Source organism: Corallococcus macrosporus DSM 14697, from assembly GCF_002305895.1.
GTDB lineage: Bacteria > Myxococcota > Myxococcia > Myxococcales > Myxococcaceae > Myxococcus > Myxococcus macrosporus.
Window position 1 is genome coordinate 6,523,218 of sequence record NZ_CP022203.1, and the last position, 22,256, is coordinate 6,545,473.

General features: G+C 71.9%; 17 protein-coding genes and 1 tRNA gene. 10 read left to right on the plus strand and 8 right to left on the minus strand.

Translation table 11 applies throughout. From position 1 onward, the window contains the following. Positions 1–12 precede the first annotated feature (12 nt). Together cyoE and MYMAC_RS26110 are read right to left on the minus strand one after the other, a co-directional pair. Positions 13–897 carry a heme o synthase gene (cyoE, locus tag MYMAC_RS26105; RefSeq protein WP_095960053.1) on the minus strand — a complete coding sequence of 295 codons (885 nt, stop codon included), beginning with the start codon at positions 895–897 and terminating at the stop codon, positions 13–15. Positions 898–1,216: 319 nt separating this feature from the next. After that, entirely contained in the window at positions 1,217–3,562 is a 2,346-nt protein-coding gene (locus tag MYMAC_RS26110) for a tetratricopeptide repeat protein (RefSeq protein WP_170114772.1), read from the minus strand. Positions 3,563–3,755: 193 nt separating this feature from the next. Here MYMAC_RS26110 and MYMAC_RS26115 point away from each other — a divergent pair. From MYMAC_RS26115 to MYMAC_RS26130, 4 genes are all read left to right on the plus strand, one after another. Next, positions 3,756–3,831, plus strand: a tRNA-Ala gene (locus MYMAC_RS26115). 106 nt (positions 3,832–3,937) lie between these two features. Further along, positions 3,938–4,552 (plus strand): DUF2760 domain-containing protein, encoded by a 615-nt coding sequence (locus MYMAC_RS26120; protein WP_095960055.1) that lies wholly within the window; start codon positions 3,938–3,940, stop codon positions 4,550–4,552. 61 nt (positions 4,553–4,613) lie between these two features. Continuing rightward, positions 4,614–6,476: an Hsp70 family protein gene (locus tag MYMAC_RS26125; RefSeq protein WP_095960056.1), complete on the plus strand. Its 1,863-nt coding sequence runs from the start codon at positions 4,614–4,616 to the stop codon at positions 6,474–6,476. Between the two features lie 25 nt (positions 6,477–6,501). Then, positions 6,502–9,279 (plus strand): Hsp70 family protein, encoded by a 2,778-nt coding sequence (locus MYMAC_RS26130; protein ID WP_095960057.1) that lies wholly within the window; start codon positions 6,502–6,504, stop codon positions 9,277–9,279. Positions 9,280–9,354: 75 nt separating this feature from the next. On the opposite strand, the gene MYMAC_RS26135 is transcribed toward MYMAC_RS26130, so the two are convergent. The 3 genes from MYMAC_RS26135 to MYMAC_RS26145 all read right to left on the minus strand — a co-directional run bounded on the left by MYMAC_RS26135 (position 9,355) and on the right by MYMAC_RS26145 (position 13,070). Beyond that, entirely contained in the window at positions 9,355–9,759 is a 405-nt protein-coding gene (locus tag MYMAC_RS26135) for a hypothetical protein (protein WP_013941844.1), read from the minus strand. Between the two features lie 221 nt (positions 9,760–9,980). Then, positions 9,981–11,768 carry a bifunctional metallophosphatase/5'-nucleotidase gene (locus MYMAC_RS26140; protein WP_095960058.1) on the minus strand — a complete coding sequence of 596 codons (1,788 nt, stop codon included), beginning with the start codon at positions 11,766–11,768 and terminating at the stop codon, positions 9,981–9,983. A 45-nt stretch (positions 11,769–11,813) separates the two neighbouring features. After that, a complete protein-coding gene (locus MYMAC_RS26145) occupies positions 11,814–13,070 on the minus strand; it encodes a myxosortase-dependent phytase-like phosphatase (protein WP_095960059.1) in 1,257 nt (418 codons plus the stop codon). Between the two features lie 143 nt (positions 13,071–13,213). Between MYMAC_RS26145 and gmd the strand changes: the two genes are divergently transcribed. Both gmd and MYMAC_RS26155 read left to right on the plus strand, forming a co-directional pair. Then, positions 13,214–14,188, plus strand: coding sequence for a GDP-mannose 4,6-dehydratase (gene gmd / locus MYMAC_RS26150; protein ID WP_095960060.1), 975 nt, complete (start codon positions 13,214–13,216; stop codon positions 14,186–14,188). Continuing rightward, on the plus strand, positions 14,189–15,115 hold the full coding sequence (locus MYMAC_RS26155) for a GDP-mannose 4,6-dehydratase (RefSeq protein ID WP_095960061.1): 927 nt from the start codon (positions 14,189–14,191) through the stop codon (positions 15,113–15,115). A 60-nt stretch (positions 15,116–15,175) separates the two neighbouring features. On the opposite strand, the gene MYMAC_RS26160 is transcribed toward MYMAC_RS26155, so the two are convergent. Continuing rightward, a complete protein-coding gene (locus tag MYMAC_RS26160; protein ID WP_095960062.1) occupies positions 15,176–15,901 on the minus strand; it encodes a hypothetical protein in 726 nt (241 codons plus the stop codon). An 84-nt stretch (positions 15,902–15,985) separates the two neighbouring features. On the opposite strand from MYMAC_RS26160, the gene MYMAC_RS26165 reads away from it, so the two are divergent. Continuing rightward, positions 15,986–16,483, plus strand: a complete 498-nt coding sequence (locus tag MYMAC_RS26165) for an NADAR family protein (protein WP_095960063.1) — start codon at positions 15,986–15,988, stop codon at positions 16,481–16,483. A 3-nt stretch (positions 16,484–16,486) separates the two neighbouring features. On the opposite strand, the gene MYMAC_RS26170 is transcribed toward MYMAC_RS26165, so the two are convergent. Together MYMAC_RS26170 and MYMAC_RS26175 are read right to left on the minus strand one after the other, a co-directional pair. Next, entirely contained in the window at positions 16,487–17,041 is a 555-nt protein-coding gene (locus MYMAC_RS26170; RefSeq protein WP_095960064.1) for a hypothetical protein, read from the minus strand. 8 nt (positions 17,042–17,049) lie between these two features. After that, on the minus strand, positions 17,050–18,135 hold the full coding sequence (locus MYMAC_RS26175) for a glycosyltransferase family 4 protein (RefSeq protein WP_095961692.1): 1,086 nt from the start codon (positions 18,133–18,135) through the stop codon (positions 17,050–17,052). 47 nt (positions 18,136–18,182) lie between these two features. On the opposite strand from MYMAC_RS26175, the gene MYMAC_RS26180 reads away from it, so the two are divergent. From MYMAC_RS26180 to MYMAC_RS26190, 3 genes are all read left to right on the plus strand, one after another. After that, positions 18,183–20,423 carry a glycosyltransferase family 4 protein gene (locus MYMAC_RS26180; protein WP_095960065.1) on the plus strand — a complete coding sequence of 747 codons (2,241 nt, stop codon included), beginning with the start codon at positions 18,183–18,185 and terminating at the stop codon, positions 20,421–20,423. Beyond that, the gene (locus MYMAC_RS26185) at positions 20,420–21,223 is read left to right on the plus strand and encodes a hypothetical protein (protein ID WP_095960066.1); all 804 of its coding nucleotides are present in this window, start codon (positions 20,420–20,422) and stop codon (positions 21,221–21,223) included. Before MYMAC_RS26180 ends, MYMAC_RS26185 begins: the two co-directional genes overlap by 4 nt. Before the next feature lie 168 nt (positions 21,224–21,391). Further along, positions 21,392–22,213, plus strand: coding sequence for a dolichyl-phosphate beta-glucosyltransferase (locus tag MYMAC_RS26190; RefSeq protein WP_095960067.1), 822 nt, complete (start codon positions 21,392–21,394; stop codon positions 22,211–22,213). Positions 22,214–22,256 lie beyond the last annotated feature (43 nt).

The following is a 22,256-nucleotide window of genomic DNA, read 5'->3' on the forward strand; positions in this document are numbered from 1 at the left end:
GCGCCCTGGCTGCTATTCGCGAGGAACGCGATCCAGCGCCAGCGCGGCGAACAAGCCGGTGAGGTAGATGAGTGAGAAGAAGAACGTCTGGCGGGCCCAGGTGTTTCCCAGCCGCCGGAAGAAGCCCCACGCTCCCAGGCCGAGGAAGCTCAGGCCCAGGACCACCGCCGCGGCCAGGTACCACCCGCCGGCGATGTGGAGCTGGAAGGGCAACAGCGACATCGGCATCAGCGCCACCAGGTAGAGCACCACCTGCGCACGGCTGGACTCGTCCCCCCACTCCAGCGGCACCGACGTGAGGCCCGCCGCCCAGTACTCCTCCTTGCGGAAGAGCGCGATGGCGATGAAGTGCGGCATCTGCCAGAGGAACATGATGGCGAAGAGGGAGAAGCCCCCCGCGTCCAGTTGGTTGGTGACGGCCGTCCAGCCCATGAGCGGGGGCAGCGCGCCGGGCACCGCGCCCACAATCATGGCCGCGGACGTGCGCGCCTTCAGCGGCGTGTAGGCCAGCACGTAGCTCAGCAGCGCCAGCAGCCCCAGCGCGGCGGTGAGCACGTTGGCGCCCAGGGCCAGCGCCGGGAGGGACACCGCCGCCAGGGAGATGCCGAACCACAGCGCCACCGCCGGCTCCATGCGCCCGGAGGGCAGCGGCCGGTTGCGGGTGCGGTCCATGAACTGGTCGCTGTGCCGCTCCCAGTAGCAGTTGAGGGCGTTGGCCGCGCCCACGGTTCCAGCCGTGGCCAGCAGCGTCACCAGCGCGTTGACGGCGCCCATGTGGCCGGGCGCCAGCCACATGCCCCCCGCCGCGGTGACGAGCACCAGGGACGACAGGCGCGGCTTGGTGAGGGAGATCAGGTCGGACGCGACTGTCGGCAGGGACTCGGCACGCGCGTTCACACAGACTCCAGGGGTGGGCACGACAGACGCGCTGCCGGCACGGTAACGGCCTTCCCCATACAGGCACCGCCTGGGGGTGGGCAAGGACACGGCGCCTCTGGGAGACTCCGGCGGACGGACGCCCGGTTGGCCCCCGTGGCTCACCACGGCGACACCCGGCTCCCGCCCGCCCACCCAGGTGCGGCTGGGGGGACAAACGCCCCGGGCATAGCCTCAGGGTGCTGGGGGCGGCAACCACGACAACGGGGCTGACCCCGCGTTCAACTGCCCGCGAGCATCAGCCCCGCTTGTCCGGCGCCAGGAAGGTCGCCCGGCGGTGTCAGCCGCCCGCCAGCGAACGGGCCGCGGACGCGTGCTCGCCGCTCGGGTCGCGCTTCAGGTACTCCTGGGCCAGCATCCGCGCCTTGGCGCCCTGCTTCGCGTCCCGCGCCAGCAGCGTGGCGTAGAAGTAGTAGGCCGGCGAGTACGCCTCGTCCGCGTTGAGGGCGCGCTGGTAGGTCTCGTCCGCCTTCGCCGCGTCACCCTTGCCCTGGAACACGCGCCCCAGCTCGGTGAGCGCCATGGCGGCGCGGTCCGACTGGCCCAGGAACTCCTGGCTCGCCTTCTCCAACTGCTCCTGCGCCAGGTCCCACTTGGAGCGCTCGCGGTAGATGGCGCCCATGGCCAGCCGGGCCTCCGGGTTCTTCGCCTTCGGGTCCTTCACCGCGCGCTGGTACTGGGCCAGGGCGTCATCCAGCTTGCCCTGACGGCGGTACGCGTTGCCCAGCATCACCACCAGCTTCGGGCTGTCGCCCATCGTCTTGAGGGCCGTCTGGAGCGCGTCCGCGGCTTCCTTCTCGCCGCCCTGCTTGTTCATGAGGGCCTTGGCCAGCTCGACGTAGAACTGGGCGCGCGAGGCGTCCATGCGGATGGCCTTGCGAATCTCCTCGACCGCGGCGTCGAAGTTGCCTTCCGCCAGGAGGCGGCGGCCCTTGATGAGGTGCAGCTCCGGGTTCTGCTTGTCGAGCGAGAAGCCGGTCTCCTCGCTCTTGATCATCTCCGCGCGGGCCTTGTCCTTGTCCTGCGGGACGGCGGTGGCCTCGGCCAGCTTCTGCTGCACGTCCGGCTTCAGGTCCGCCATGGCCGTCGTCACGCGGCTGATGAGCAGCGAGCGCGCCAGGTGCGCCGCGGCGAGCTGCCGCGGAGACGGCGGCGGGTCGGACTCCAGCAGCTTCTTCAGCATGGTGTGGGCCAGCCCGAAGTTGGGTGAGTCCTGCTCCAGCATCAGCAGGGAGCGGCCTAGCAGCGACTCCGGGTGGTCCTTCTCGTACCGGAGGGCGGAGTCGTAGTTGCGCCAGGCGGCGGAGTCCTGGCCCAGGCGGCGGTACACCGCGCCCAGCCCCGCGTAGGTGCGCGGGTCATCCGGCGCCAGGCCCTGCGCGCGGTCCAGGCTGTCGCGGCCGCGATCCAGGTCGCCCGCGTTCATCTGGATGAGGCCCAGCGTGAGGTACAGCAGCGAGCTGGAGCGGCCCTGGGCGTCCAGCGCCTTCACCTTCTCCTCGAGCTGCCCCAGGGCCTCCTTGCCCTTGCCGCTGTAGGTCTGGACGAGCGCCTCGGCCGCGATGAGGTGCGAGCTGAGGTCGCCGCTCTGCTTGCCCGCGGCCAGGTGCTCCTCGGCCCGGCGGCGCGCGTCGTCACCGCCGCCGTGCTCACCCCAGCGGATGGCCCAGGCATAGGCGAGGTAGCCATGCGCCACGGCGGAGTCGGAGTCCACCTCCAGCGCCTGGTCCGCCGCCTCGACGGCCTTCTTGTAGCTGTCGAAGGAGTCGTGCTTGAGCAGCTCGCTGGCCGCGTCCAGGCTCTTCTTCAGCTCGCGGGACTTCTGGCGGGCGTTGGCCGAGTACCAGCCGTAGCCGATGGCGAACAGCGGGATGGCCACCAGCAGGCCCAGCGTCACCATCTTGCTGCCATTGCCGCCGGACGAGGCGCGGCGGCGGGACACCGGCTCGTCGTCCTCGTCCTCGTCCACCTCCTCCACGACGACCTGGGGCCGGCGAGGCTGGGGCGCGGGGCGCGGGGCCTCCGCGCGCGCGGCGGGCGCGGGCTTCGCGGCGGCGGGCTTCGGCGCGGGGGCTTCCGTGGCCGCCGTGGCCGCGCCGCTGGAGAGCGAGGCGGCGGACTGCTGGGTGGCGGACGGACCCGGCGCGGCGGGCGCCGGAGCCGCGGGCGCGGCGGCCGGAGCGGGCGCGGCGGGCCGCGGCGGCTCGATCTTGTGCTGCTGGAGCAGCGTCACCGTGTCCGGGTCACCCGGGTCCGCGGTGTAGGCCTTGAGGAGGTTCGCCTTTCCAGGCTCCGCCTCCCCGGTCTTCAGTTGGAGCGCGCCGGCCATGCGCAGCGCGACCTTGTCGTCGGGCTGCACCTGCAGGGCCCCGAGCGCCTCTTCCAGCGCCTTCTTGTCCTTGCCCTGCTCCGCATAGACGCGGGCGAGCAGGAGGCGAGGGTCCGCCGCATTCGGGTGCGCCTTCACGCCCTTCTTGCAGACGACCATCGCCTCCATGAAACGGCCCATGCTCAGGTAGGCCTCAGCGAGGGGCTTGTAGGCCGCCGACGAAGGGTCGGAGGCAAACGCGTGTTCAAGCTTCGCGAGCTCGGCCGGGCTCAACGTCTTCGAAGGGGAGATAGACATTAACGGGGGGCAGCTAAACGGGCGGGAAGGAGACGCCTGACAAGGGGGGTTTTTATGGCACCCGGTACGCAGCACGTCAATCGCCGGAATCCATGTTGGCAGCTTGCGCTTGACATGGCGAAGGGCCTCCGGTACTAGCCCATCCCACTTCGGCGGCCCCAAACCGCGAAGGCGCAGCAGGCAGTCCCGTTGTGGGGGTGTAGCTCAGTTGGGAGAGCGTCGCGTTCGCAATGCGAAGGTCGTCGGTTCGATCCCGTCCACCTCCACCATGCAACAAGCGAAGGGCCTCACGGGAAACCGTGAGGCCCTTTGCATTTGGGGCATCCTGGCGAACTGCCGAATTGCAAAGCATCCGGGCTTTGTTATCCGGTGCCGATGACCGACCAGCCCGCCTCTTTGTCGTTCTTCGCCCGCTTCTGGCTCGCCTGGCTGTGCTTCTGGCGCTGCCTCGTGTCCCGCGAGTTCGCGCAGGCCGTGCTGCCCACGAGCAAGGCCTACGACGCCGGCCAGCTCGCCCAGCTCCCTTCGGGCGGCCCCGCCCCCACCCCGCCCCCCAGGCAGGAGGAGGTCCGGCCCGCGCCTCGGCCGGTCGAGCTGCCGCCGGAGCGCGAGCACGCCAGCGCCCTGTCCCTGCTGGGCATGCTCCAGCGCGAGGGCCGCTTCGTGGACTTCCTCCAGGAGAACGTCTCCGCCTTCTCCGACGCGGAGGTGGGCGCCGCGGCGCGCATCGTCCATGAGGGCTGCCGCAAGGTGGCCCAGACGTACCTGACGCTGGAGCGGGTGCTGCCCCAGAACGAAGGGGACGCGGTGCCGGTCCCCGTCGGGTTCGACGCCCAGCGCATCCGCCTCACCGGCAACGTGGCGGGGCAGCCCCCCTACAACGGAGTCCTGCGTCACCACGGCTGGATGACGACGGCGGTGAAGCTGCCCACCGTCAGCCCGGCCATCGACCCGCGCGTGCTTGCTCCCGCGGAGGTCGAGCTTTCCTGAGCCGGCCGTCACGGCCCCCCAGCGCGAACAAACCCGCGCCTTCCCGGAGTTCTCGTCCGATATGGCCCGCTATTCCATTGGCATCGACCTGGGTACCACGCACTCCGCGGTGTCCTACTTCAACCTGGAGGAGGGCAAGGCTCGCGGCGGCGCGCAGTCCATGCTGCCCATCCCCCAGGTGACGGCGCCCGGCACCGTCGAGGCCCGCCCGCTGCTCCCCTCCTTCCTCTATCTGCCCTCCGCGCAGGAGTTCCCCGCGGGCAGCCTGGCGCTGCCGTGGAAGCCGGAGGCCAGCACCCTGCTGGGTGAGTTCGCCCGCACGCACGGCGCCAAGGTGCCCACCCGGCTGGTGTCCTCCGCCAAGAGCTGGCTGTCCCACCCCGGCGTGGACCGGCGCGCGGCGCTGCTGCCGTGGCAGGCCCCGGAGGAGGTGCAGCGGGTGTCGCCGCTGGACGCGTCCGCGCGCTACCTCCGCCATCTCAAGGAGGCGTGGGACTACACCTTCGCCCGCGAGCGCGACGAGGCCGGCAACGCGCTGGAGGACCAGGATGTCATCGTCACCGTCCCCGCCTCCTTCGACGCGGCGGCGCGCGAACTGACGCTGGAGGCCGCCAAGGCGGCGGGCATCCCCAACATCACCCTGCTGGAGGAGCCCCAGGCCGCGCTCTACGCGTGGCTGGAGGCCATGGGGGAGAACTTCCGCAAGCAGGTGAGGCCCGGCGAGGTCATCCTCGTGGTGGACGTGGGCGGCGGCACCTCCGACTTCTCCGTCATCACCGTGCGCGACAACGAAGGCGACCTGGAGCTGCTCCGCGTGGCCGTGGGCGACCACATCCTGCTGGGCGGCGACAACATGGACCTGGCGCTGGCGCACACGCTGAACCAGCGGCTGGCGGCCGAGGGCAAGAAGCTGGACGCCTGGCAGTTCAACGCCCTCACCCATGGCTGCCGCCAGGCGAAGGAGGCGCTCTACGCCGACCCGTCCGTGGAGCGCACGCCCATCTCCATCCCGGGCCGGGGCTCGTCGCTCATCGGCGGGACGCTGCGCACGGAGCTGACGCGCGAGGAGCTGGACCGCGTCCTCACCGACGGCTTCTTCCCGGTGACGACCGTGGCCGAGCTGCCGCGCACCGCGCGCCGCACGGGCCTGGCGCAGATGGCGCTGCCCTACGCGCAGGACCCGGGCGTGTCCCGGCACCTGGCGGCCTTCCTCACCCGGCAGGCGCAGGCGCTGGCGACCAGCCCGGACGCGCCGGTGGACGTGAGCGGCAAGGCCTTCCTCCACCCCACGGCGGTGCTCTTCAACGGCGGCGTCTTCAAGGCCGGCCCGCTGAAGGCGCGCGTCATGGAGGTGCTCAACGGCTGGCTCGCCGCGGACGGCGGCGCGCCCGCGACGGAGCTGGAGGGCGCGGACCTGGACCTCTCGGTGGCGCGCGGCGCCGCCTACTACGGTTGGGTGCGCCAGGGCCACGGCCTGCGCATCCGCGGCGGCACGGCCCGCGCCTACTACGTGGGCGTGGAGACGGCGATGCCCGCGGTGCCCGGCATGGAGCCGCCCGTGAAGGCGCTCTGCGTGGCCCCCTTCGGCATGGAGGAAGGCACGCAGGCGGACGTCCCGCCCCAGGAGTTCGGGCTCGTCACCGGTGAGCCCACCAGCTTCCGCTTCTTCTCGTCGTCCCTGCGGCGCGACGACAGGGTGGGCGTCATGCTGGAGGACGTGGACTCCGAGCTGGCCAGCGGCGGGCTGGAGGAGCTGGCCCCCATCGAGACGACGATGCCCGGACAGCCCTCCGCCTTCAGTGACTTGACGCCCGTCAACCTCCAGGCGGCGGTGACGGAGGTGGGCACGCTGGAGCTCCGGTGCCTGGAGAAGGATGGCGCCGGACGCTGGAAGCTGGAGCTCAACGTCCGCATGAAGGAGTAGAAAGCCATCCGTCAATCGGAGGCGTATGCGAATCGTTGGCATCGACCTGGGCACCACCCATTGCGCCGTGGCATCCGTGGACCCCTCGCGGGGCCCGGGTGCCCCCGTGGAGGACTTCCTCGTCCCGCAGCTCGTCCGGCAGGGCGAGGTGGCACCGCGGGCGCTGTTGCCCTCCACCGTGTACGTGCCCGCCGGCCACGAGCTGGCGGAGGGCGCGCTCACGCTGCCGTGGGGGGATGACGGCGGACCGTGGGTGGTGGGTGAGCTGGCGCGCTGGCAGGGCTCGCGGGTGCCGGGGCGGCTGGTGGCCAGCGCGAAGAGCTGGCTGTGCCACCCGGGCGTGGACCGCTCCGCGCCCATCCTCCCCTGGGGCGCGCCCGCGGACGTCCAGAAGCTGTCCCCGGTGGATGCCAGCGCCCTGCTGCTGACGCACATGGCCCGCGCGTGGGATTACGCCCACCCGGACGCGCCGCTGTCGAAGCAGGAGGTGGTGATTACCGTCCCCGCCTCCTTCGACGAGGCGGCCCGCGCCCTCACGGTGAGCGCGGCGCGCAAGGCCGGGCTGGAGAAGTTCACCCTGCTGGAGGAGCCGCAGGCGGCCTTCTACGACTACACCGCGCGCCACCGGGCGGACCTGGAGCAGACGCTCTCCCACGTCCGGCTGGTGCTGGTGGTGGACGTGGGCGGCGGCACCACGGACTTCACCCTGGTGCACGCGGGCGTGTCGCCCGAAGGCCCCATGCTGCGGCGCCTGGCGGTGGGTGACCACCTGATGCTGGGCGGCGACAACATGGACGCCGCGCTGGCGCGCCGGGTGGAGGAGAAGCTCCTGACGGACGGCCGCCGCCTGTCCGCCACGCAGTGGACGCAGGCCATCCAGGCCGCGCGCACCGCGAAGGAGGCGCTGCTGGGCCACGCGCCGCCGGAGAAGCACGGCGTGTCGCTGGTGGGCGGCGGCAGCAAGCTCTTGGGCGGAACCCTGTCCACGGACCTGACGCGCGACGAGGCGCAGGCGCTGGTGCTGGACGGCTTCTTCCCCCGCTCCTCGCCCGCCGACAGGCCGCGCCGCGCCGCGCGCATGGCGCTGCAGGAACTGGGGCTCCCGTACGTGCAGGACGCGGCGGTGACGCGGCACCTGGCGGCCTTCCTCGCGCAGCACGCGGCGGCGGGCTTCGCGGCGCTGGGCGAGACGGCGCCCGCCGAAGGCGCCCTGCCCCGCCCGGACGCCATCCTGCTCAACGGCGGCGTGTTCAACTCGCCCCGGATTTCCGAGCGGCTGGTGGAGGCCCTGTCCGCGTGGTGGCCGGGCGCGCCGCGCATCCCCCTGCTGCGGCACGAGTCGCTGGAGCTCGCGGTGGCCCGCGGCGCCGCGTACTACGGGCTGGTGCGGCGCGGCCACGGCCTGCGCATTGGCGGCGGCGCGGCGCGCGCCTACTACGTGGGCCTGCAGCGCGCGGCGGACAGCGCCGAGCAGCCCGCGCTGTGCCTCATCCCCCGCGGCTTCGAGGAGGGCCAGAAGGTGGACCTGGGCGAGCGCCCCTTCTCCCTCACCCTGGGCCGACCGGTGCAGTTCCAGCTCTACTCCACCACCAGCGACCGCATCGACAAGCCCGGGGATTTGGTGCCGCTGGTGGAGGACCTCAAGCCCCTGCCGCCCATCCACACGCTGCTCAAGGGCGCCAGCGGCAAGGTGGCCGAGGTGCCGGTGCACCTGCAGGCGGCGCTGACGGAGATTGGCACGCTGGAGCTGTACTGCGTCTCCGACGTCGCGGACGAGCGGTGGCGCCTGGAGTTCGAGCTGCGCGGCACCGGCGGCTCGCACGAGCTCACCGTCACCGAGTCCATGCCGGCGCGCTTCGTCGAGGCGAAGGACAACATCGAGCGCGTCTACGGCAACAAGCCGCTGCCCATTGGCCCCAAGGACGTGAAGCAGCTCGGGCGCACGCTGGAGAAGGCCCTGGGCGCGCGCGAGACGTGGCGCGTGCCGGTGCTGCGGGAGATGTGGAGCACCCTCTTCGCGGGCGCGAGCAAGCGCCGGCGCACCGAGGACCACGAGCGCGTCTTCTACAGCCTCACCGGCTTCAGCCTGCGGCCGGGCTTCGGCTACCCGCTGGACGCCTGGCGCGCGGAGCAGACCTTCGGCCTGTTCGACGCGCTGGTGCAGCACCACACGGACAAGGCGGTGTGGACGGAGTTCTGGGTGATGTGGCGCCGCATCGCGGGCGGGCTGGACGAGGCGCGGCAGCAGAAGCTCTACGCGTACCTCCAGCCGCACCTGGCGCGGAAGGTGCCGCCGGACGCGCCGCCACCGGGGAAGCTGAAGGGCATCCAGCCCGAGGGCCTGGAGGAGATGGTCCGCACCGCGGCCTCGCTGGAGCACCTGCAACCGGGTGACAAGGCGGAGCTGGGCCGGTGGATCGCCGCGCGCCTCAAGGCCGAGGCGAAGTCCGGCGGCCCCTGGGCCTGGTCCCTGGGCCGGCTGGGCGCGCGCGTGCCCTTGTACGGCAGCAGCCACAAGGCGGTGGACGTGGACACCGCCGAGGCGTGGCTCACGCTGCTGTTGGAGCTGGACCTGCGCAAGATTGACGGCGCGTCCTTCGCGGCGGCGCAGCTCGCGCGGCTCACGGGAGACAGGACGCGGGATTTGGACCCGGCCCTGCGCGAGCGCACGGCCCAGGCCCTGCTCGCGGCGAAGGCCTCGGAGACGTGGGTGCGCATGGTGCGCGAGGTCGTCGCGCTGGAAGCCGCGGACGAGGCTCGCGCGCTCGGGGATACGCTCCCCGCCGGTCTGCGGCTGTCGTAGGTCTGGAAGGAATGCTCCCGCGGGAGCCGGACCTGGAAGGGTCCAGCCCCCGGGAGCCGGGACTGCGACGGTGGATCAGCCCTGCGCGGCGGCGACGGACGCGGCGGGGGCTTCACCCGCCTCGGGCCGCGACGCGTCCGGGACCACCTGGAGCACCGCGGCCGCTTCCTCCACGGGCGTGGCGGCCACGGCGGCGGCGTCCTTGCCGGCCTTGGGCTTCTTGCTGCCCGCACCCGAGCGACACGTGCGGCACCAGGGCTGATTCCGGATGGCGCCATCCGCCATCTTCCGCAGGCCGAACTGCGCCAGCGGCTTGAGCGTCTTGCACTTGATGCACATCAGCGAGATGAGCACCTCATGGCCGTCCGCGTCGTAGACGGCGGACTTGCGACGCTTGCGCGGCTGGCCCTGCCCCGGTTCACGCTGCTTCGCCTTCTCAGGCGCAGGCGGCGCCATCATCGGGGTCACTTTGTAGAGCATGTCGGTTCCTCCAGCTCACAAGAGTCCACCCTCGCAGGCCCTGGGCCACCTCGGAGTGGACACTCGCAGGGACTAGAGTAGGACCTCCGCTCCCCGTTGAAAACTGATCCCAGGCCGAAAAATCGGCCCCGGGCGCGGTTTCCTCCGCCTTCCGCTGAACGGAGCCCCTCCGTTCAATCCCAGCGGATCAGCCGTCGTCCGAATTTTCAGCCGGGAGTCCCTCAGCGTCCCGCTTGCGGACACGCTGCTACACCCGCGTAGCGGACGCGGCCCAGCGCGGGGGCCTCCAGCGTGCCGCCCCGGGCCTTCCCGTAGGTGATGAGCGCCTCGCGCAGGTCCAGCCCGTTGACGGGGGTCATCTCGATGCGCTCCGGCGGCACCTGACGCAGCAGCGGCTCCAGCCCGTCCCCGCCTCGCGCCAGGAAGTCCGGGAGGGCCACCCGGTATGTCTTCTGGGGGTCGAACACGAGCGGCTGCCCCCCCGTGAGCGTCACGCCCGAGAGCCGGCCCGCCCCGGGGCAGCGCTCCAACGTCACCTCCAGGCCGGAGACGGCGAAGACGGCGCCCATGGGATTGCCATAGGCCAGCGTCAGCAACCGCGCCAGCTCGGGACCTGTCAGGGTGACGACAGCCACCGTGTTGTCGAAGGGCAGCGCTTCGAACACCTGACCGAACGTGAGCGGCCCGGCCGGCAGGTCCGCGCGGACGCCGCCCGGGTTCATCAGCCCCACGTCCGCCTTGGCGGAAGCGCGCAGCACGTCCGCCACCAGGTTGCCCAGTACGCCCTCCTCCGTGTAGCCGCGGGCCAGGGGCGCGGACGCCACCAGGCCCAACTGACGATGCTGCGCCTCGCGCGCCAGCGCCAGCGCGGGCGCCAGCAGCGGCGCCACCTTCGCGTCGGGCACCACCGGTCCAGCCAGGAACGACGCGGGCTCCAGGCGGACCTGGGGCGCGTCGCGCAGACGGCGGCCGTCGCAGGTGCCCTGGGTGGCGTCCACCTTCGCACAGAGCGGGATGGCGGCCTGGATGCGGGTGCGCCCGGGCAGGATGCGGCGGCTGCCCGGGTCCACGAACAGCTCCACCACGCCCAGGGAGCGTGCCTGTCCCGTCGTCTCGATGATGGGGACGTTGGCGAAGAAGTGGCCCATCGTCTGGTGGGTGTGCCCCGCCACGATGGCGTCGAGCGTCCCCAGCGGCAGGCGCTTCACCATCGACAGAATCTCCGCGTCGCCCTGGTCGCAGCTCGACGTGTCGCGGGGGTTGTTCAGGTCCGTGCACTTGCCCCCCGCGTGCGCAACCGCCACCACCACCTCCGCGCCGCGAGCGCGCAGGGAACGGGACGCCTCCAGCGCGGCGGGGGCCAGGGGCAGGAAGCGCAGGGACTCCACGTTGGCGGGGTTGGTGACCTTGGGCGTGGCCTCCGTGGACAGGCCGAGGATGCCCACCTTCACGCCCTTCACCTCCAGCAGGTAGGTGCCGTCGTTGCCCGTCCAGTCCGGAGGCTTGCCGGTGGCGGCGTCGCGGAGGTTCGCCGACAGCATGGGGAAGCGGGCCTGCCCGATGCGCGCCTTGAGCGCGCCCAACGGGTCATCCCCGGGCCGCTTCGCCATGGAGCCCGGGCCCACGGGGCCATAGTCGAACTCGTGGTTGCCGATGGCGGCCGCCGTCACCCCCAGGTGGTTGTACACGTCGACGACGACGGCCCCTTCCGTGAGGTTGGAAGGCAGCGTGCCCTGGAACATGTCGCCCGCGTCCAGCAGCACCACGCCGCCCGGATTGTCCGCGCGCAGCCGCGCCACGTAGGCCGCGAGCGTGGCGGCGCCGCCCTCCTCCAGCACCTGGCCGTCCTTCAGCGGCGTGCGGTGGGGCTCCACCTGTCCGTGGAAGTCGTTGATGCCCACCAGGGTGATGCGGATGGGCTCCGGAGGCGCGGCGCGAGTCCGGGCGCCAGAGCACGCCAGGGTGGCCCCGCCCACCAGCGCGAGGGCGATGAGTCGAAAGGAACGCATGAGGGCGCGCACTTCAGCGCGGTGCGCGCCCGCTGGCAACGCGCATCAGTCGCGGCGGCGGCGCCCCAACCGCACCAGGGCGAGCAGCGCGAACGCCGCGGTGGCCGGCACGGAGCCCGAGGTGCACGAACAGCCGGAGTCATCCGGAGGCAGCCCGGTCCCCGGCCGCTGAGGCCCGGGCCCGCCGATGACGCCTCCCCCGTCCGTCGAGCCGCCGTCCGTGCCCCCGTCCGTCCCTCCGTCCGAGTCGAGCCGCGTGTCGATTCGCAGCGCGGGGTCGAAGGCCTCGGCCACCGCCGGCCAGGCCGCGAACTGGAGGCGCTGCGGATTGGACTGCGCGTCACCGCCCACGAAGAGCCCTTCGGGGTAGGCGGTGCCCAGCGAGGACGCGGAGACGGCCAGGGCCACCGGGTCATTCGCCCGGATGACGCCCCCTCCCTCGTCGGCGAGGCGGAACGCGCCCACGTAGGTCCACGCGCGCCGCTCATAGACGGCGAACGCGTCCGCGCCCGTGTCCGCGACCAGGATGTACCCCTCGCCGTTGCGCGCGCGGTACAGCGCGACCCGGCCCACGTTGGCGGAGAGCCCACCCGTGCCTGGGATGGGGAGCTGCTGCCCGGTGACCTCCGCGTTCGCGGCCAGCGCATAGCGCCACAGGCCCTGGCCCTGCTGGGTGACGAACAACGAGCCGGACGCCTCATCCACGGCCAGGCCCGCGATGGGCCCCGTCGTGGTGAGCGTGCGGACCAGGGTGGCCGTCACGACGCCGTCTTCCCCATCCAGCTCGTACTGCTGGAGGACGCCCGCGGACGTCCCCGCGAACACATAGAACCGGCCGGAGTCCTCATCCTGGGAGATCGCCACCGCGGAGAACTGCGTCCCCGTCAGGAAGCTCCCCGCGCCGACGCGGACCACCCGGTCCGAGCGGTCGGGGTCCACCGTGTAGGCCACCAGCCCGTTGAGGTTGACGCTGGCCGCCACGGCCAGGGTCTGCTGCACCCCGGACAGCGCGAAGCCGTCCCGCACGGCCACGGCCGACATCGGGCCGTCCGTAAGCTCGGCGTCGAGCTGCTCGCCGCCCACGCCGAAGGTGACGAGCCCCGAGTTGGGGCTGCTGTAGGCGGTGAGGAGCAGGCTGCTGGCGGGCGCGCCAGGGCTCACCCAGAGGGCCACGTCCTGGAGCACCCCGCCGGAGATGGACGGGTCGGGCTCGGTCTGAGCCGTGGGCGGGACGGCGACCTGCGCGGACACCGGAGTGCCCAGGAGCAGTGCCGCCAGGGCCAGGGGGGTTGGGTTGCGCATGACCGCCTCCACGTTGAGGGATTGGGACTCCCTAACTTGTCACGCGACGCAAGGCTTTCAAGTAGGAAGCCGCCGGGAACGGTTGGCGAGCGGCGACAGCGTCGGCTAGAAAGTGCGTCCTCCAGCCAACACAGAAAACGACCATGGCGACCAAGCGCGCACTCATCACCGGCATCACGGGGCAGGACGGCAGCTATCTCGCGGAGCTGCTCCTTTCGAAGGGCTATGAGGTGCACGGCATGGTGCGCCGCTCATCGGAGGAGAAGTTCGAACGCATCCAGCACCTGCACGGGAAGATTCAGCTCCACCAGGGCGACCTGCTGGACCAGTTCTCGCTCGCGGCGCTGCTGAACCTGACGAAGCCCGACGAGGTCTACAACCTGGCGGCGCAGTCCTTCGTGCCCACGAGTTGGAACCAGCCGGTGCTCACCGGTGAGTTCACCGCGCTGGGGGTGACGAAGATGCTGGAGGCCATCCGCCACACCCGCCCGGAGGCGCGCTTCTACCAGGCGTCGTCCAGCGAGATGTTCGGCAAGGTGCTGGAGGTCCCCCAGACGGAGGACACGCCCTTCTATCCGCGCAGCCCGTACGGCGTGGCCAAGGCCTACGGCCACCACATCACCGTGAACTACCGCGAGTCCTTCAACCTGTTCGCGGTGAGCGGCATCCTCTTCAACCACGAGTCGCCGCGCCGGGGCCTGGAGTTCGTCACGCGCAAGGTCACCTACAACGTGGCGCGCATCAAGCTGGGCCTCCAGGAGAAGCTGCCCATGGGCAACCTGGACGCCAAGCGCGACTGGGGCTTCGCGGGTGACTACGTGGACGCCATGTGGCGGATGCTGCAGCAGCCGCAGGCCGAGGACTACGTGGTGGCCACCAACGAGACGCACACGGTGCGGGAGCTGGTGGAGATTGCCTTCGAGCGCGTGGGCCTGGACTGGCAGAAGCACGTCTTCATCGACCCGGCCTTCGTGCGGCCCGCGGAGGTGGACCTGCTCATCGGCGACCCGACCAAGGCGAAGACGAAGCTGGGCTGGGAGCCCAAGGTCCGCTTCAAGGAGCTGGTGGAGATGATGGTGGACGCGGACCTGGAGCGCGTGAAGGCGGGGCAGCGGTAGATGCGCATTCTGGTAACAGGCGCGGATGGCTTCGTCGGCCGGCACTTGTGCGCCCTGCTGCGCGCCGCCGGCGACGAGGTGGTGGAGGCCCACGGGCCACGCGGTGAGGGCATCAACAGCAACGCCCTGCACTTCGACGTGGCCAACGAGGCCGCGGTGAAGGCGGCGGTGGCCGAGTCGAAGCCCGAGGGCGTCATCCACCTGGCGGGCTTCAGCTCGGTCGCGAAGAGCCACCACAACCCGTCCCGGGTGTTCGCGGTGAACACCATGGGCGTGGTGCACCTGCTCACCGCGGTGCGCGAGAGCGCTCCGAAGGCGCGCGTGGTGCTGGTGGGCTCCGGCGAGGTGTACGGCCCCGTGCCGGAGGGCACGCGCGCCACCGAGGACACCCCGGCGGTGCCCCTGAGCCCCTACGCGGCCTCCAAGTCCGCCGCGGAGCTGGCCGCGGTGCAGTTCCACCGCAGCTACGGGCTGGAGGTCGTCATGGCGCGGCCCTTCAACCACCTGGGCGCGGGCCAGGACCCCACCTTCGTGGTGCCCTCCTTCGCGTCGCAGATTCGCGCCATTGGCCTGGGCACGGTGGACCCGGTGCTGCGCACCGGCAACCTGGACGCCGTGCGCGACTTCTCCCACGTCCGTGACGTGGTGGAGGCCTACCGGCTGCTGCTGGACAAGGGCGAGCCCGGGCAGGCGTACAACATCGGCAGCGGCGAGGGCCGCACCATCCGCAGCCTGCTGGAGGAGATGCTGACGCTGGCGGGCGTCAACGCGCGCATCGAGCTGGACCCCGCGCGGCTGCGCCCCTCCGACATCCCCAGCCTCGTCGGCGCGCCCGACAAGCTGAAGGCGCTGGGCTGGGCGCCGAAGTTGACGGTGACGGATGCGCTGCGCGACGTGCTCGGCCCCCGCGTGCCCGGCGCGGCCTGAGGGAATGACGGCGCGTGCGTCTCCCTGCCGGGACGCGCGCGCCGTGTCAGGCGCTCCCAGTCACTGGAGGGCGCTCCAGGCCTGAAGCCGCCGGTCCAGGGCCGTGAGGGTCCACAGGTCCGCGGGGTTGTCGGGCCGCACCAGGGCCAGGTCCCGCAGGAGCGCCTCCCGCGACTCGACGACGCCCCACTCCGACAACACCCGCAGCGCCATCAGCGAGGGCTTGCGCGCCACCAGCGCGAGCAACGCCGCCACGACGCGCGGGCTTCGCTCGTCGGCCAGGCGCTGCACCGCCTCGTGACGCGCCTCGGGCGTGGAGTCTGGCGCCTCCAGCACCTCGGCGAGCGAGGTGAAGCGCGCATCATCCAGCAGCGGGCGTGGACCGGGCAGCGGGTCCCAATGCTCCACGGTGACGTTCGTCCGCCCCAGTGAGACGCATTCCCGGCGCACCCCGTCATCGCCGAAGAGGTCCAGGATGCGATCTCTCGACGGCGTGCCGCCCACGAGCAGTCGCGCCGCGCGCTCGGAGAGCAGGGGCGACACACCGAGCAGATGGACGCGCAGCACCGTGGCCTCCGCCGTCGCCCCCTGCCCGGCGGCGTGGCGGGGCCACTTGAGGAACACCTCCGCCATGCCCCGCGCCTGGACGTACCAGCGGTACTCCAACCACACCGCGCTGGGGCGAAGCGCGAAGCGCGCGTCTTCCTGCTCCTGAAGCCGGGGAGCACCCTCCCCCACTCCCGAGAAGCAGCGTTCCAACAAGAGCAGGGCGTCGGAGAGCGTCATGAAGTGGGGCCAGTGTAGCGGCGTTTGTCAGGGCCTCGGGCCCCCATCGTTAGTGTACAATCAACACCATTCACGAGGATGCCCATGAGCGACGCAGGACAGCCCCGCTTCACCTTCTTCTGGCAGGCGCACTCCCCCTTCTCCCAATGGCACCCGTCCGAGTTCGTGGTGGATGGCGTGAGCTACGTGTGCGCGGAGCAGTACATGATGGCGGGCAAGGCGCGCCTCTTCGGCGACGAAGAGGCGCTGGCGACCATCCTGAAGTCGAAGTCGCCCAAGACGCACAAGGCGCTGGGCCGCAAGGTCCGCGGTTTCGACAACACGCGTTGGGAGAAGGCGCGCGAGCGCATCGTCTATGAGGGCAATCGCGCGAAGTTCACCCAGAGCCCCGAGTTGCTGAAGGCGCTGCTGGCCACCGCGGGGACGGAGCTGGTGGAGGCCAGCCCCGTGGACCGCATCTGGGGCGTGGGCCTGGATGAGGAAGACCCGCGCATCCACCACCCCGCGAAGTGGCGGGGCCTGAATCTGCTGGGCAAGGTCCTCACGAAGCTCCGCGAGGACCTGCTGGCGGAAGGCGCGTGAGGCTCAGAAGTCGTAGCGCACGGGGGCCTGGTCCGCGAGGGCCAGGTTCACCGTGCCCGACGTCTTGCCGGACTGCGCGCCGAAGCGCTGGGAAATCGCGGACAGGTCGAAGCGCGGATGCGCCCGCAGCAGCGCCTTGCACCGGTCCCTGTTTCCGTCGTGTACCAGGACCAGGTTCGCCACCGGCGTGCCGTCAGCGCCCGGCTGGAGCGCTCCATCCCAGGCCAGCGAGTACGTGTGCTCGGCGCAGCCGCCACCATGCGTCACGTCCAGCACCAGGATGCCGCCTTCCACCCGGGCGCTGTTGAGGATGATGGCGTCCTTGGGCTCGGGGTTCGCGGTCACCACCAGCGGCTGGACGGGGAGGACGGGGAACAGAGCCTCACCTTCCGCGGGCGCTGCTTCGACGGGCCGCGCGTCTTCGGGCGTGGGCGCCGCCGCCTCGGCGCCCGTCTCCTCCGACTGTGGGTCTACCGGCGCGGAGCCCACGTCCTGCCGGCTCGCGCAACCCGCGAGCAGTCCGCACAGCACCACTCCACTCCAGACGAGCTTTCGCATCGGTCTCCTCATCGCCGCAGCGCGGCTTCGTACGCCGCCAAGGTGCCCTCGGCGGTCCGCTTCCAGGTGAACTTCGCGGCCTGTGCCTTTCCACGCTCGGCGAACGCCCGCCGTTCCTCGGGCGAGTGGAGCAGCCGCTCCAGGGCCCGCGCGAGCCCGTTCGCGTCATCCGGCCCCACGCTCAGCGCGGCGTCGCCGCAGACCTCCGGCAGCGAGCCGGCCGTGGAGACGATGGTGGGCGTCCCCAGCCGCATCGCCTCCAGCGGAGGCAGCCCGAACCCCTCGTAGCGCGAGGGGAAGACGAACACGGCCGCGCGGCGCATCAGCTCGTAGAACACGGCGTCGGACTGATAGCCGAGCGAGCGCACCTCGAAGCCCTCCGAGCGCAGCCGCGCGACGCGGGCCTCCACGCGTCCGGCGCCAAACCAGCTCTGGCCCGCAAGCACGAGCGAGGCGGGCCGGCCCCGCAGCCGGAGCCGCTCCAGCGCGTCCAGCACCAGGTCCACGTTCTTCCGCACGTCGAGCGAGCCCGCGTACAGCACGTAGTCCTTTGGCAGGGAGAGCGCGCGCAGGAAGTCCTTGCTGGTGGCATCCAGCTCGGGCGCGTGGACGTGGTCCACGCCGTTGGGCACCACCGTCGTGCGCGCCGCCACTTCCGGGTAGCGGGCCAGCAGGTCCTGCCGCGTGCGCTCGCTCACGCACACCACCTGGTCCGCCAGCATCAGGCTGCGCGACAGCCACAGGCGGAACTGCCAGCGGAACGCGGACGACACCGTCTCCGGCATCAGCAGCGGGATGAGGTCGTGCACCGTCAGCACGTACTTCATGCCCGGGGCGCGGAGCAGGGGCAGGTTGAAGTTTCCGTGCGCGTGGTACAGCGGCGCGCCCGAGCCCTGGAGCACGCGAGGCAAGCCTCCCAACGTCCAGGCGGTGCGGCCGGCCTTCGCGCGGGGCGCCTCACCGGACGCCTGCGCGCCCACGCGGGTGAGCTGGACGCCCAGCGCCTCCAGCGCGGAGGCCAGGCAACGGGTGTACAGGCCGATGCCGGTGGTCGGCTCGTCCCAGAGTGTCGCGTCGAAGGCGATAGGTCCCATGGACACGGTGCGCCTCATACCACGTGCGTGTGATAGGCAGGGCCCGCATGGCGATCCACCAGTTGATACCGAGCTTCGTCCCCGGCGACGCCACCGGGCAGGCCGCGCTGCACCTGCAGCTCCTGCTGCGACGCCTGGGGCATGCGGGCGCGCTGTACGCGGACGAGGTGGGGCCGGGGCTCGAAGGGCTGGCCCAGCCCGCGGCCAGACTGCGGCCCGAGCCCGGTGACCTGGTCCTCTACCACCACGGCATCGCCTCCCCGCTCAGCAGCCGGCTGATGCACCTGCCCTGCCGGCGCGGCGTCGTCTTCCACAACATCAGCCCCGCGCGCTTCTACGAAGGGCTGCCCCTGGCGGACGCGCTCGTGGCCGGCCGGGCCCAGCTCGCCGCGATGGCCCCCTTCACGGAGGTGGCCATCGGCGTGTCGGACTTCAACGCCGCCGAGCTGCGCGTCGCGGGCCACCGCAACGTCCACACGGTGCCCCTCTTCATCGAGCCGGAGCGCTTCTCCCGCGCCAGCGCGGACGCGAAGCTGCTCCAGCGGCTCGCCGGCCCGGGGCCCGTGCTGCTGGGCGTGAGCCGGGTGATGCCGCACAAGCGCTTCGAGGACCTGCTCGCGCTCCACCGCGAAGTGCTGCGGCTGCGTCCCCAGGCGCGCCTGCTGATGGTGGGCGGCTACGAGCCCGGCAGCCGCTACTTCCGCATGCTCCAGCGCGAGGCGCGCGACCTGCGCGGCGTGAGCTTCCTGGGCCGGCTCACCCACGCGCAGCTCGTGGCCGCGTACCGCTCCGCCTCCCTGTTCGTCTCCATGAGCGAGCACGAGGGCTTCGGCGTCCCGCTCATCGAAGCCATGGCCGCGGAGGTGCCCGTGCTGGCCTACGCGGCGGCGGCGGTGCCGGAGACGCTGGGCGGCGCGGGCGTGGCGTTCGACCAGAAGCGCTTCGCCTTCCTCGCGGAGCTGGCGGTGGACCTGAGCGAGGACCTGTCCCTGCGAGAGCCCGTCATCGCCGGCCAGACGCGGCGCCTGGAGCACTTCTCCGCGCCCTCCGCGCAGGCCGCCTTCGCGAAGGCGCTGGAGACGGTGCTCCCCCGCCCCGCGGCGCCCAGGCCCCGGAAGGCGCCCCAGCGGCCCCGGGTGGCGCTGGTGGTGCAGCGCTACGGCGAGGTGACGGGCGGCGCGGAGAAGCTCGCCGCGCAGATGGCCGAGCACCTGGCCCCGCACTGGGACCTCACCGTGCTGACGACCTGCGCGAAGAACCACCTCGAGTGGGACAACGCGTTCCCGCCCGGCCCGGACGTCGTGGACGGCATCAAGGTGCTGCGCTTCCCGTCGGCGCGCACGCGCAACATCCGCGGCTTCAACGGGCTGTCGCGGCAGGTGTTCGACAAGCGCAACGAGCGGCTCCGCGAGGAGCAGTGGGTGGCCGAACAGGGCCCCCTGTGCCCGGGCCTGCTGAATCACCTGGCCACCGAGCGCGACGCCTACGACGGCTACCTCTTCTTCACCTACCTCTACGCGCCCACGGTGTGGGGACTGCCGCTGGTGGCGGACCGGGCCCTGCTGGTGCCCACCACGCATGACGAAGCCCCCGTCCGCTTCGGCGTGTACCGGGACGTGTTCGAGCGCCCGCGCGCCCTGCTCTGCCTCACGCCGGAGGAGCACACGCTCATCGAGAAGTGCTTCCCGAATCACGCGCGCACGCGCGTGGTGGGCGTGGGCGTGGACCGGCCGCGGGCGGACGGCTCGCGCTTCAAGGAGAAGCACGGCCTCCACCGGCACTACCTGCTGTACATCGGCCGGCAGGAGCCCGGCAAAGGCGTGCCCGAGCTGCTGGAGTACCACCAGGCGCTGAAGGAGCGCTTCGAGGACGCGCCGGACCTGGTGCTCGCGGGTGACACCAACATGGAGCTGTCCGGCGAGGGCGTGCGCTACCTGGGCCGCATCAGCGAGCAGGACAAGCACGACGCGCTGGCGGGCGCGCTGGCGGTGGTGGTGCCCTCCCGCTACGAGAGCCTGTCGCTGCTGACGCTGGAGTCCTTCGCCCAGGGGACGCCGGTGCTGGTGAATGGGCGCTCGGACGTGCTGGTGGGCCAGGTGGAGCGCAGCGGCGCGGGCCGCGCGTACACGGACCTGGCGTCGTTCGTCCAGGGCCTGCGCGAGGTGGGCTCCGAGCGTGAGCCCATGGGCAAGCGGGGCCTGGCGTACGTGAAGAAGCAGGGCTGGCCCCAGGTGGTCGCGGCCTACCGGGAAGAAATGCAACGCATCCTCGAGGAGAAGCGCCAATGAAGCTGTTGGGACGGGACATCCCCGCGCGGGAGCTGATTGCCCGCATCGAGGAGCGCCTGCGCACGCGCGGCCTCCCCACCTCGGAGGAGGTCGAGCTGCCCCCGGAAGGCGTGGAGCCCCGGGTGGAGCCGCTGACCTTCAACCTGCACGCGCTGGAGGAGAACGCGGACGCCACGCGTGCCCTCCCCTTGCACACCCACCGGGGCGGCCTGGGGCAGGCCGTGCTGCTGGCCAAGTGGGCCTTCCGCAAGTCGTGCCAGGTGTTCATCAACGAGGCGCTTGGCCGGCAGCGCGTGTTCAACGGCCACGTGCGTGACTCCTACGCACAGCTCTCCGCCGAGGTGCTGCGCCTGCGGCGCGAGGTGGAGGAGCTCCGGGCCCGCCAGGCCGCCGGCGCGGCGGCGCAGCAGGAGCGCGCACCACGGAATGAACCGGGTGTGGAACCTCTGGCCATGAAGCCACCGGCCCCCCCGGAGGCCGCTGCGACAGCGCCGGCGGGAGACACCGTGCTGCCCAGGCCGCGTGACGCCCGGCCCTCGGCCCGGCCGCGGCCCGCGGCAAGTCCGGCCTCGACGGAAGTGGCTTCACCCCAGGCTTCCGGTACGCAGGCCGCGAAAGCGCGAGCGAAGCCCCCGGCGCGCACGGAGGCACCAGCGACCGTCGTGGGTGCGCCAGCTCCGGGCCAGCCTGCGCGCACGACGAAGGCCGCGGCCCCAGGCCCAGCGCCCTCCCAGACGGGGAACGCACCGCGCCGGAGTACCTCCGGGCAGAAGAAGCGCCGCGACAAGAAGTCCCGCTAGCGCCAGCTCTCCGAGGCGCGCGAAGGCGCCGGCGCCCAGGGATGCCTCGGGCGCACGGCGCGCGACAGGACCTCGGGCTCGAACTTCCGTTGCGTGAGCGGCACGCGGCGGGCGCCCCGCCGACGGCTCGCATTGACGGCCCGTCCGCACCTGTGCTCAATCGCGCTCGTGCAAGCGCCCTCTGTCAGCGTCGTCATCCCCGCCTACAACGAGGGCCAGCGATTGCCGCGCTTCGTCGCGGAGCTCACGCGCGTGTTCCTTGAACGGAGCGCCCCGCCGGTGGAGTTCGTCGTCGTCGACGATGGCAGCGCGCCGGAGCACGCCGAGCTTCAACGCGCGAGCGTGAACGAGGCCCAGGCCCGCCTCACCAGCAAGGCCTCGCCGCACCAGTTCACCTACGTGGCGGCGCCTCGCAACCAGGGCAAGGGCTCGGCCATCCGGCTCGGCTGGCGGCATGCATCGGCGGGCGTCACCTGGCTGGCCTTCCTGGACGCGGATGGCGCCATCAACGCGGAGGAGTTCCACCGGCTGGTGGAGCTGAGTGCTTCCGGCACGGCGAAGAACGTGGACGTGCTCGCGGGCTCGCGCATCCTCATGGCGGGCCGCCGCGTGGTGCGGAACCTCCACCGGCACCTCCAGGGCCGCATCTTCGCCACGCTGACGGACGCGAACTTCAAGCTGCACTTCTATGACACCCAATGTGGCGTGAAGTTCGTCCGTGCCGACCTGCTGCGGCCGCTGCTGGACGTGCTCCAGGAGCAGCGCTGGCTGCTGGACGTGGAGCTGCTGGTGCTGCTGAAGCGCCAGGGCGCGCGCTTCCTGGAGGTCCCCATCGACTGGGAGGACTTCGGAGGCTCCAAGGTCACCCCCGGGCTCGACGCGGCGCGCATGTTCTGGGGGTTGCTGCGGCTGCGTCGGCGCCTCGAACGCGTATCGCTGCCGACCCTCCGTGACTCGCTGCCCGAAGGCGGGCCGCATGGCCAGCAGTAGGCAGAACCGCGACTGTGTAGGCGTGCATCTCCGCCCCCCCTGC

Coding starts and splice junctions, on each gene's coding strand:
- MYMAC_RS26110 (WP_170114772.1), bottom strand. CDS start 3,562: ATGTCTATCTCCCCTTCGAAGACGTTGAGCCCGGCCGAGCTCGCGAAG.
- MYMAC_RS26120 (WP_095960055.1), top strand. CDS start 3,938: ATGACCGACCAGCCCGCCTCTTTGTCGTTCTTCGCCCGCTTCTGGCTC.
- MYMAC_RS26125 (WP_095960056.1), top strand. CDS start 4,614: ATGGCCCGCTATTCCATTGGCATCGACCTGGGTACCACGCACTCCGCG.
- MYMAC_RS26130 (WP_095960057.1), top strand. CDS start 6,502: ATGCGAATCGTTGGCATCGACCTGGGCACCACCCATTGCGCCGTGGCA.
- MYMAC_RS26135 (WP_013941844.1), bottom strand. CDS start 9,759: ATGCTCTACAAAGTGACCCCGATGATGGCGCCGCCTGCGCCTGAGAAG.
- MYMAC_RS26140 (WP_095960058.1), bottom strand. CDS start 11,768: ATGCGTTCCTTTCGACTCATCGCCCTCGCGCTGGTGGGCGGGGCCACC.
- MYMAC_RS26145 (WP_095960059.1), bottom strand. CDS start 13,070: ATGCGCAACCCAACCCCCCTGGCCCTGGCGGCACTGCTCCTGGGCACT.
- gmd (WP_095960060.1), top strand. CDS start 13,214: ATGGCGACCAAGCGCGCACTCATCACCGGCATCACGGGGCAGGACGGC.
- MYMAC_RS26155 (WP_095960061.1), top strand. CDS start 14,189: ATGCGCATTCTGGTAACAGGCGCGGATGGCTTCGTCGGCCGGCACTTG.
- MYMAC_RS26160 (WP_095960062.1), bottom strand. CDS start 15,901: ATGACGCTCTCCGACGCCCTGCTCTTGTTGGAACGCTGCTTCTCGGGA.
- MYMAC_RS26165 (WP_095960063.1), top strand. CDS start 15,986: ATGAGCGACGCAGGACAGCCCCGCTTCACCTTCTTCTGGCAGGCGCAC.
- MYMAC_RS26170 (WP_095960064.1), bottom strand. CDS start 17,041: ATGCGAAAGCTCGTCTGGAGTGGAGTGGTGCTGTGCGGACTGCTCGCG.
- MYMAC_RS26175 (WP_095961692.1), bottom strand. CDS start 18,135: ATGGGACCTATCGCCTTCGACGCGACACTCTGGGACGAGCCGACCACC.
- MYMAC_RS26180 (WP_095960065.1), top strand. CDS start 18,183: ATGGCGATCCACCAGTTGATACCGAGCTTCGTCCCCGGCGACGCCACC.
- MYMAC_RS26185 (WP_095960066.1), top strand. CDS start 20,420: ATGAAGCTGTTGGGACGGGACATCCCCGCGCGGGAGCTGATTGCCCGC.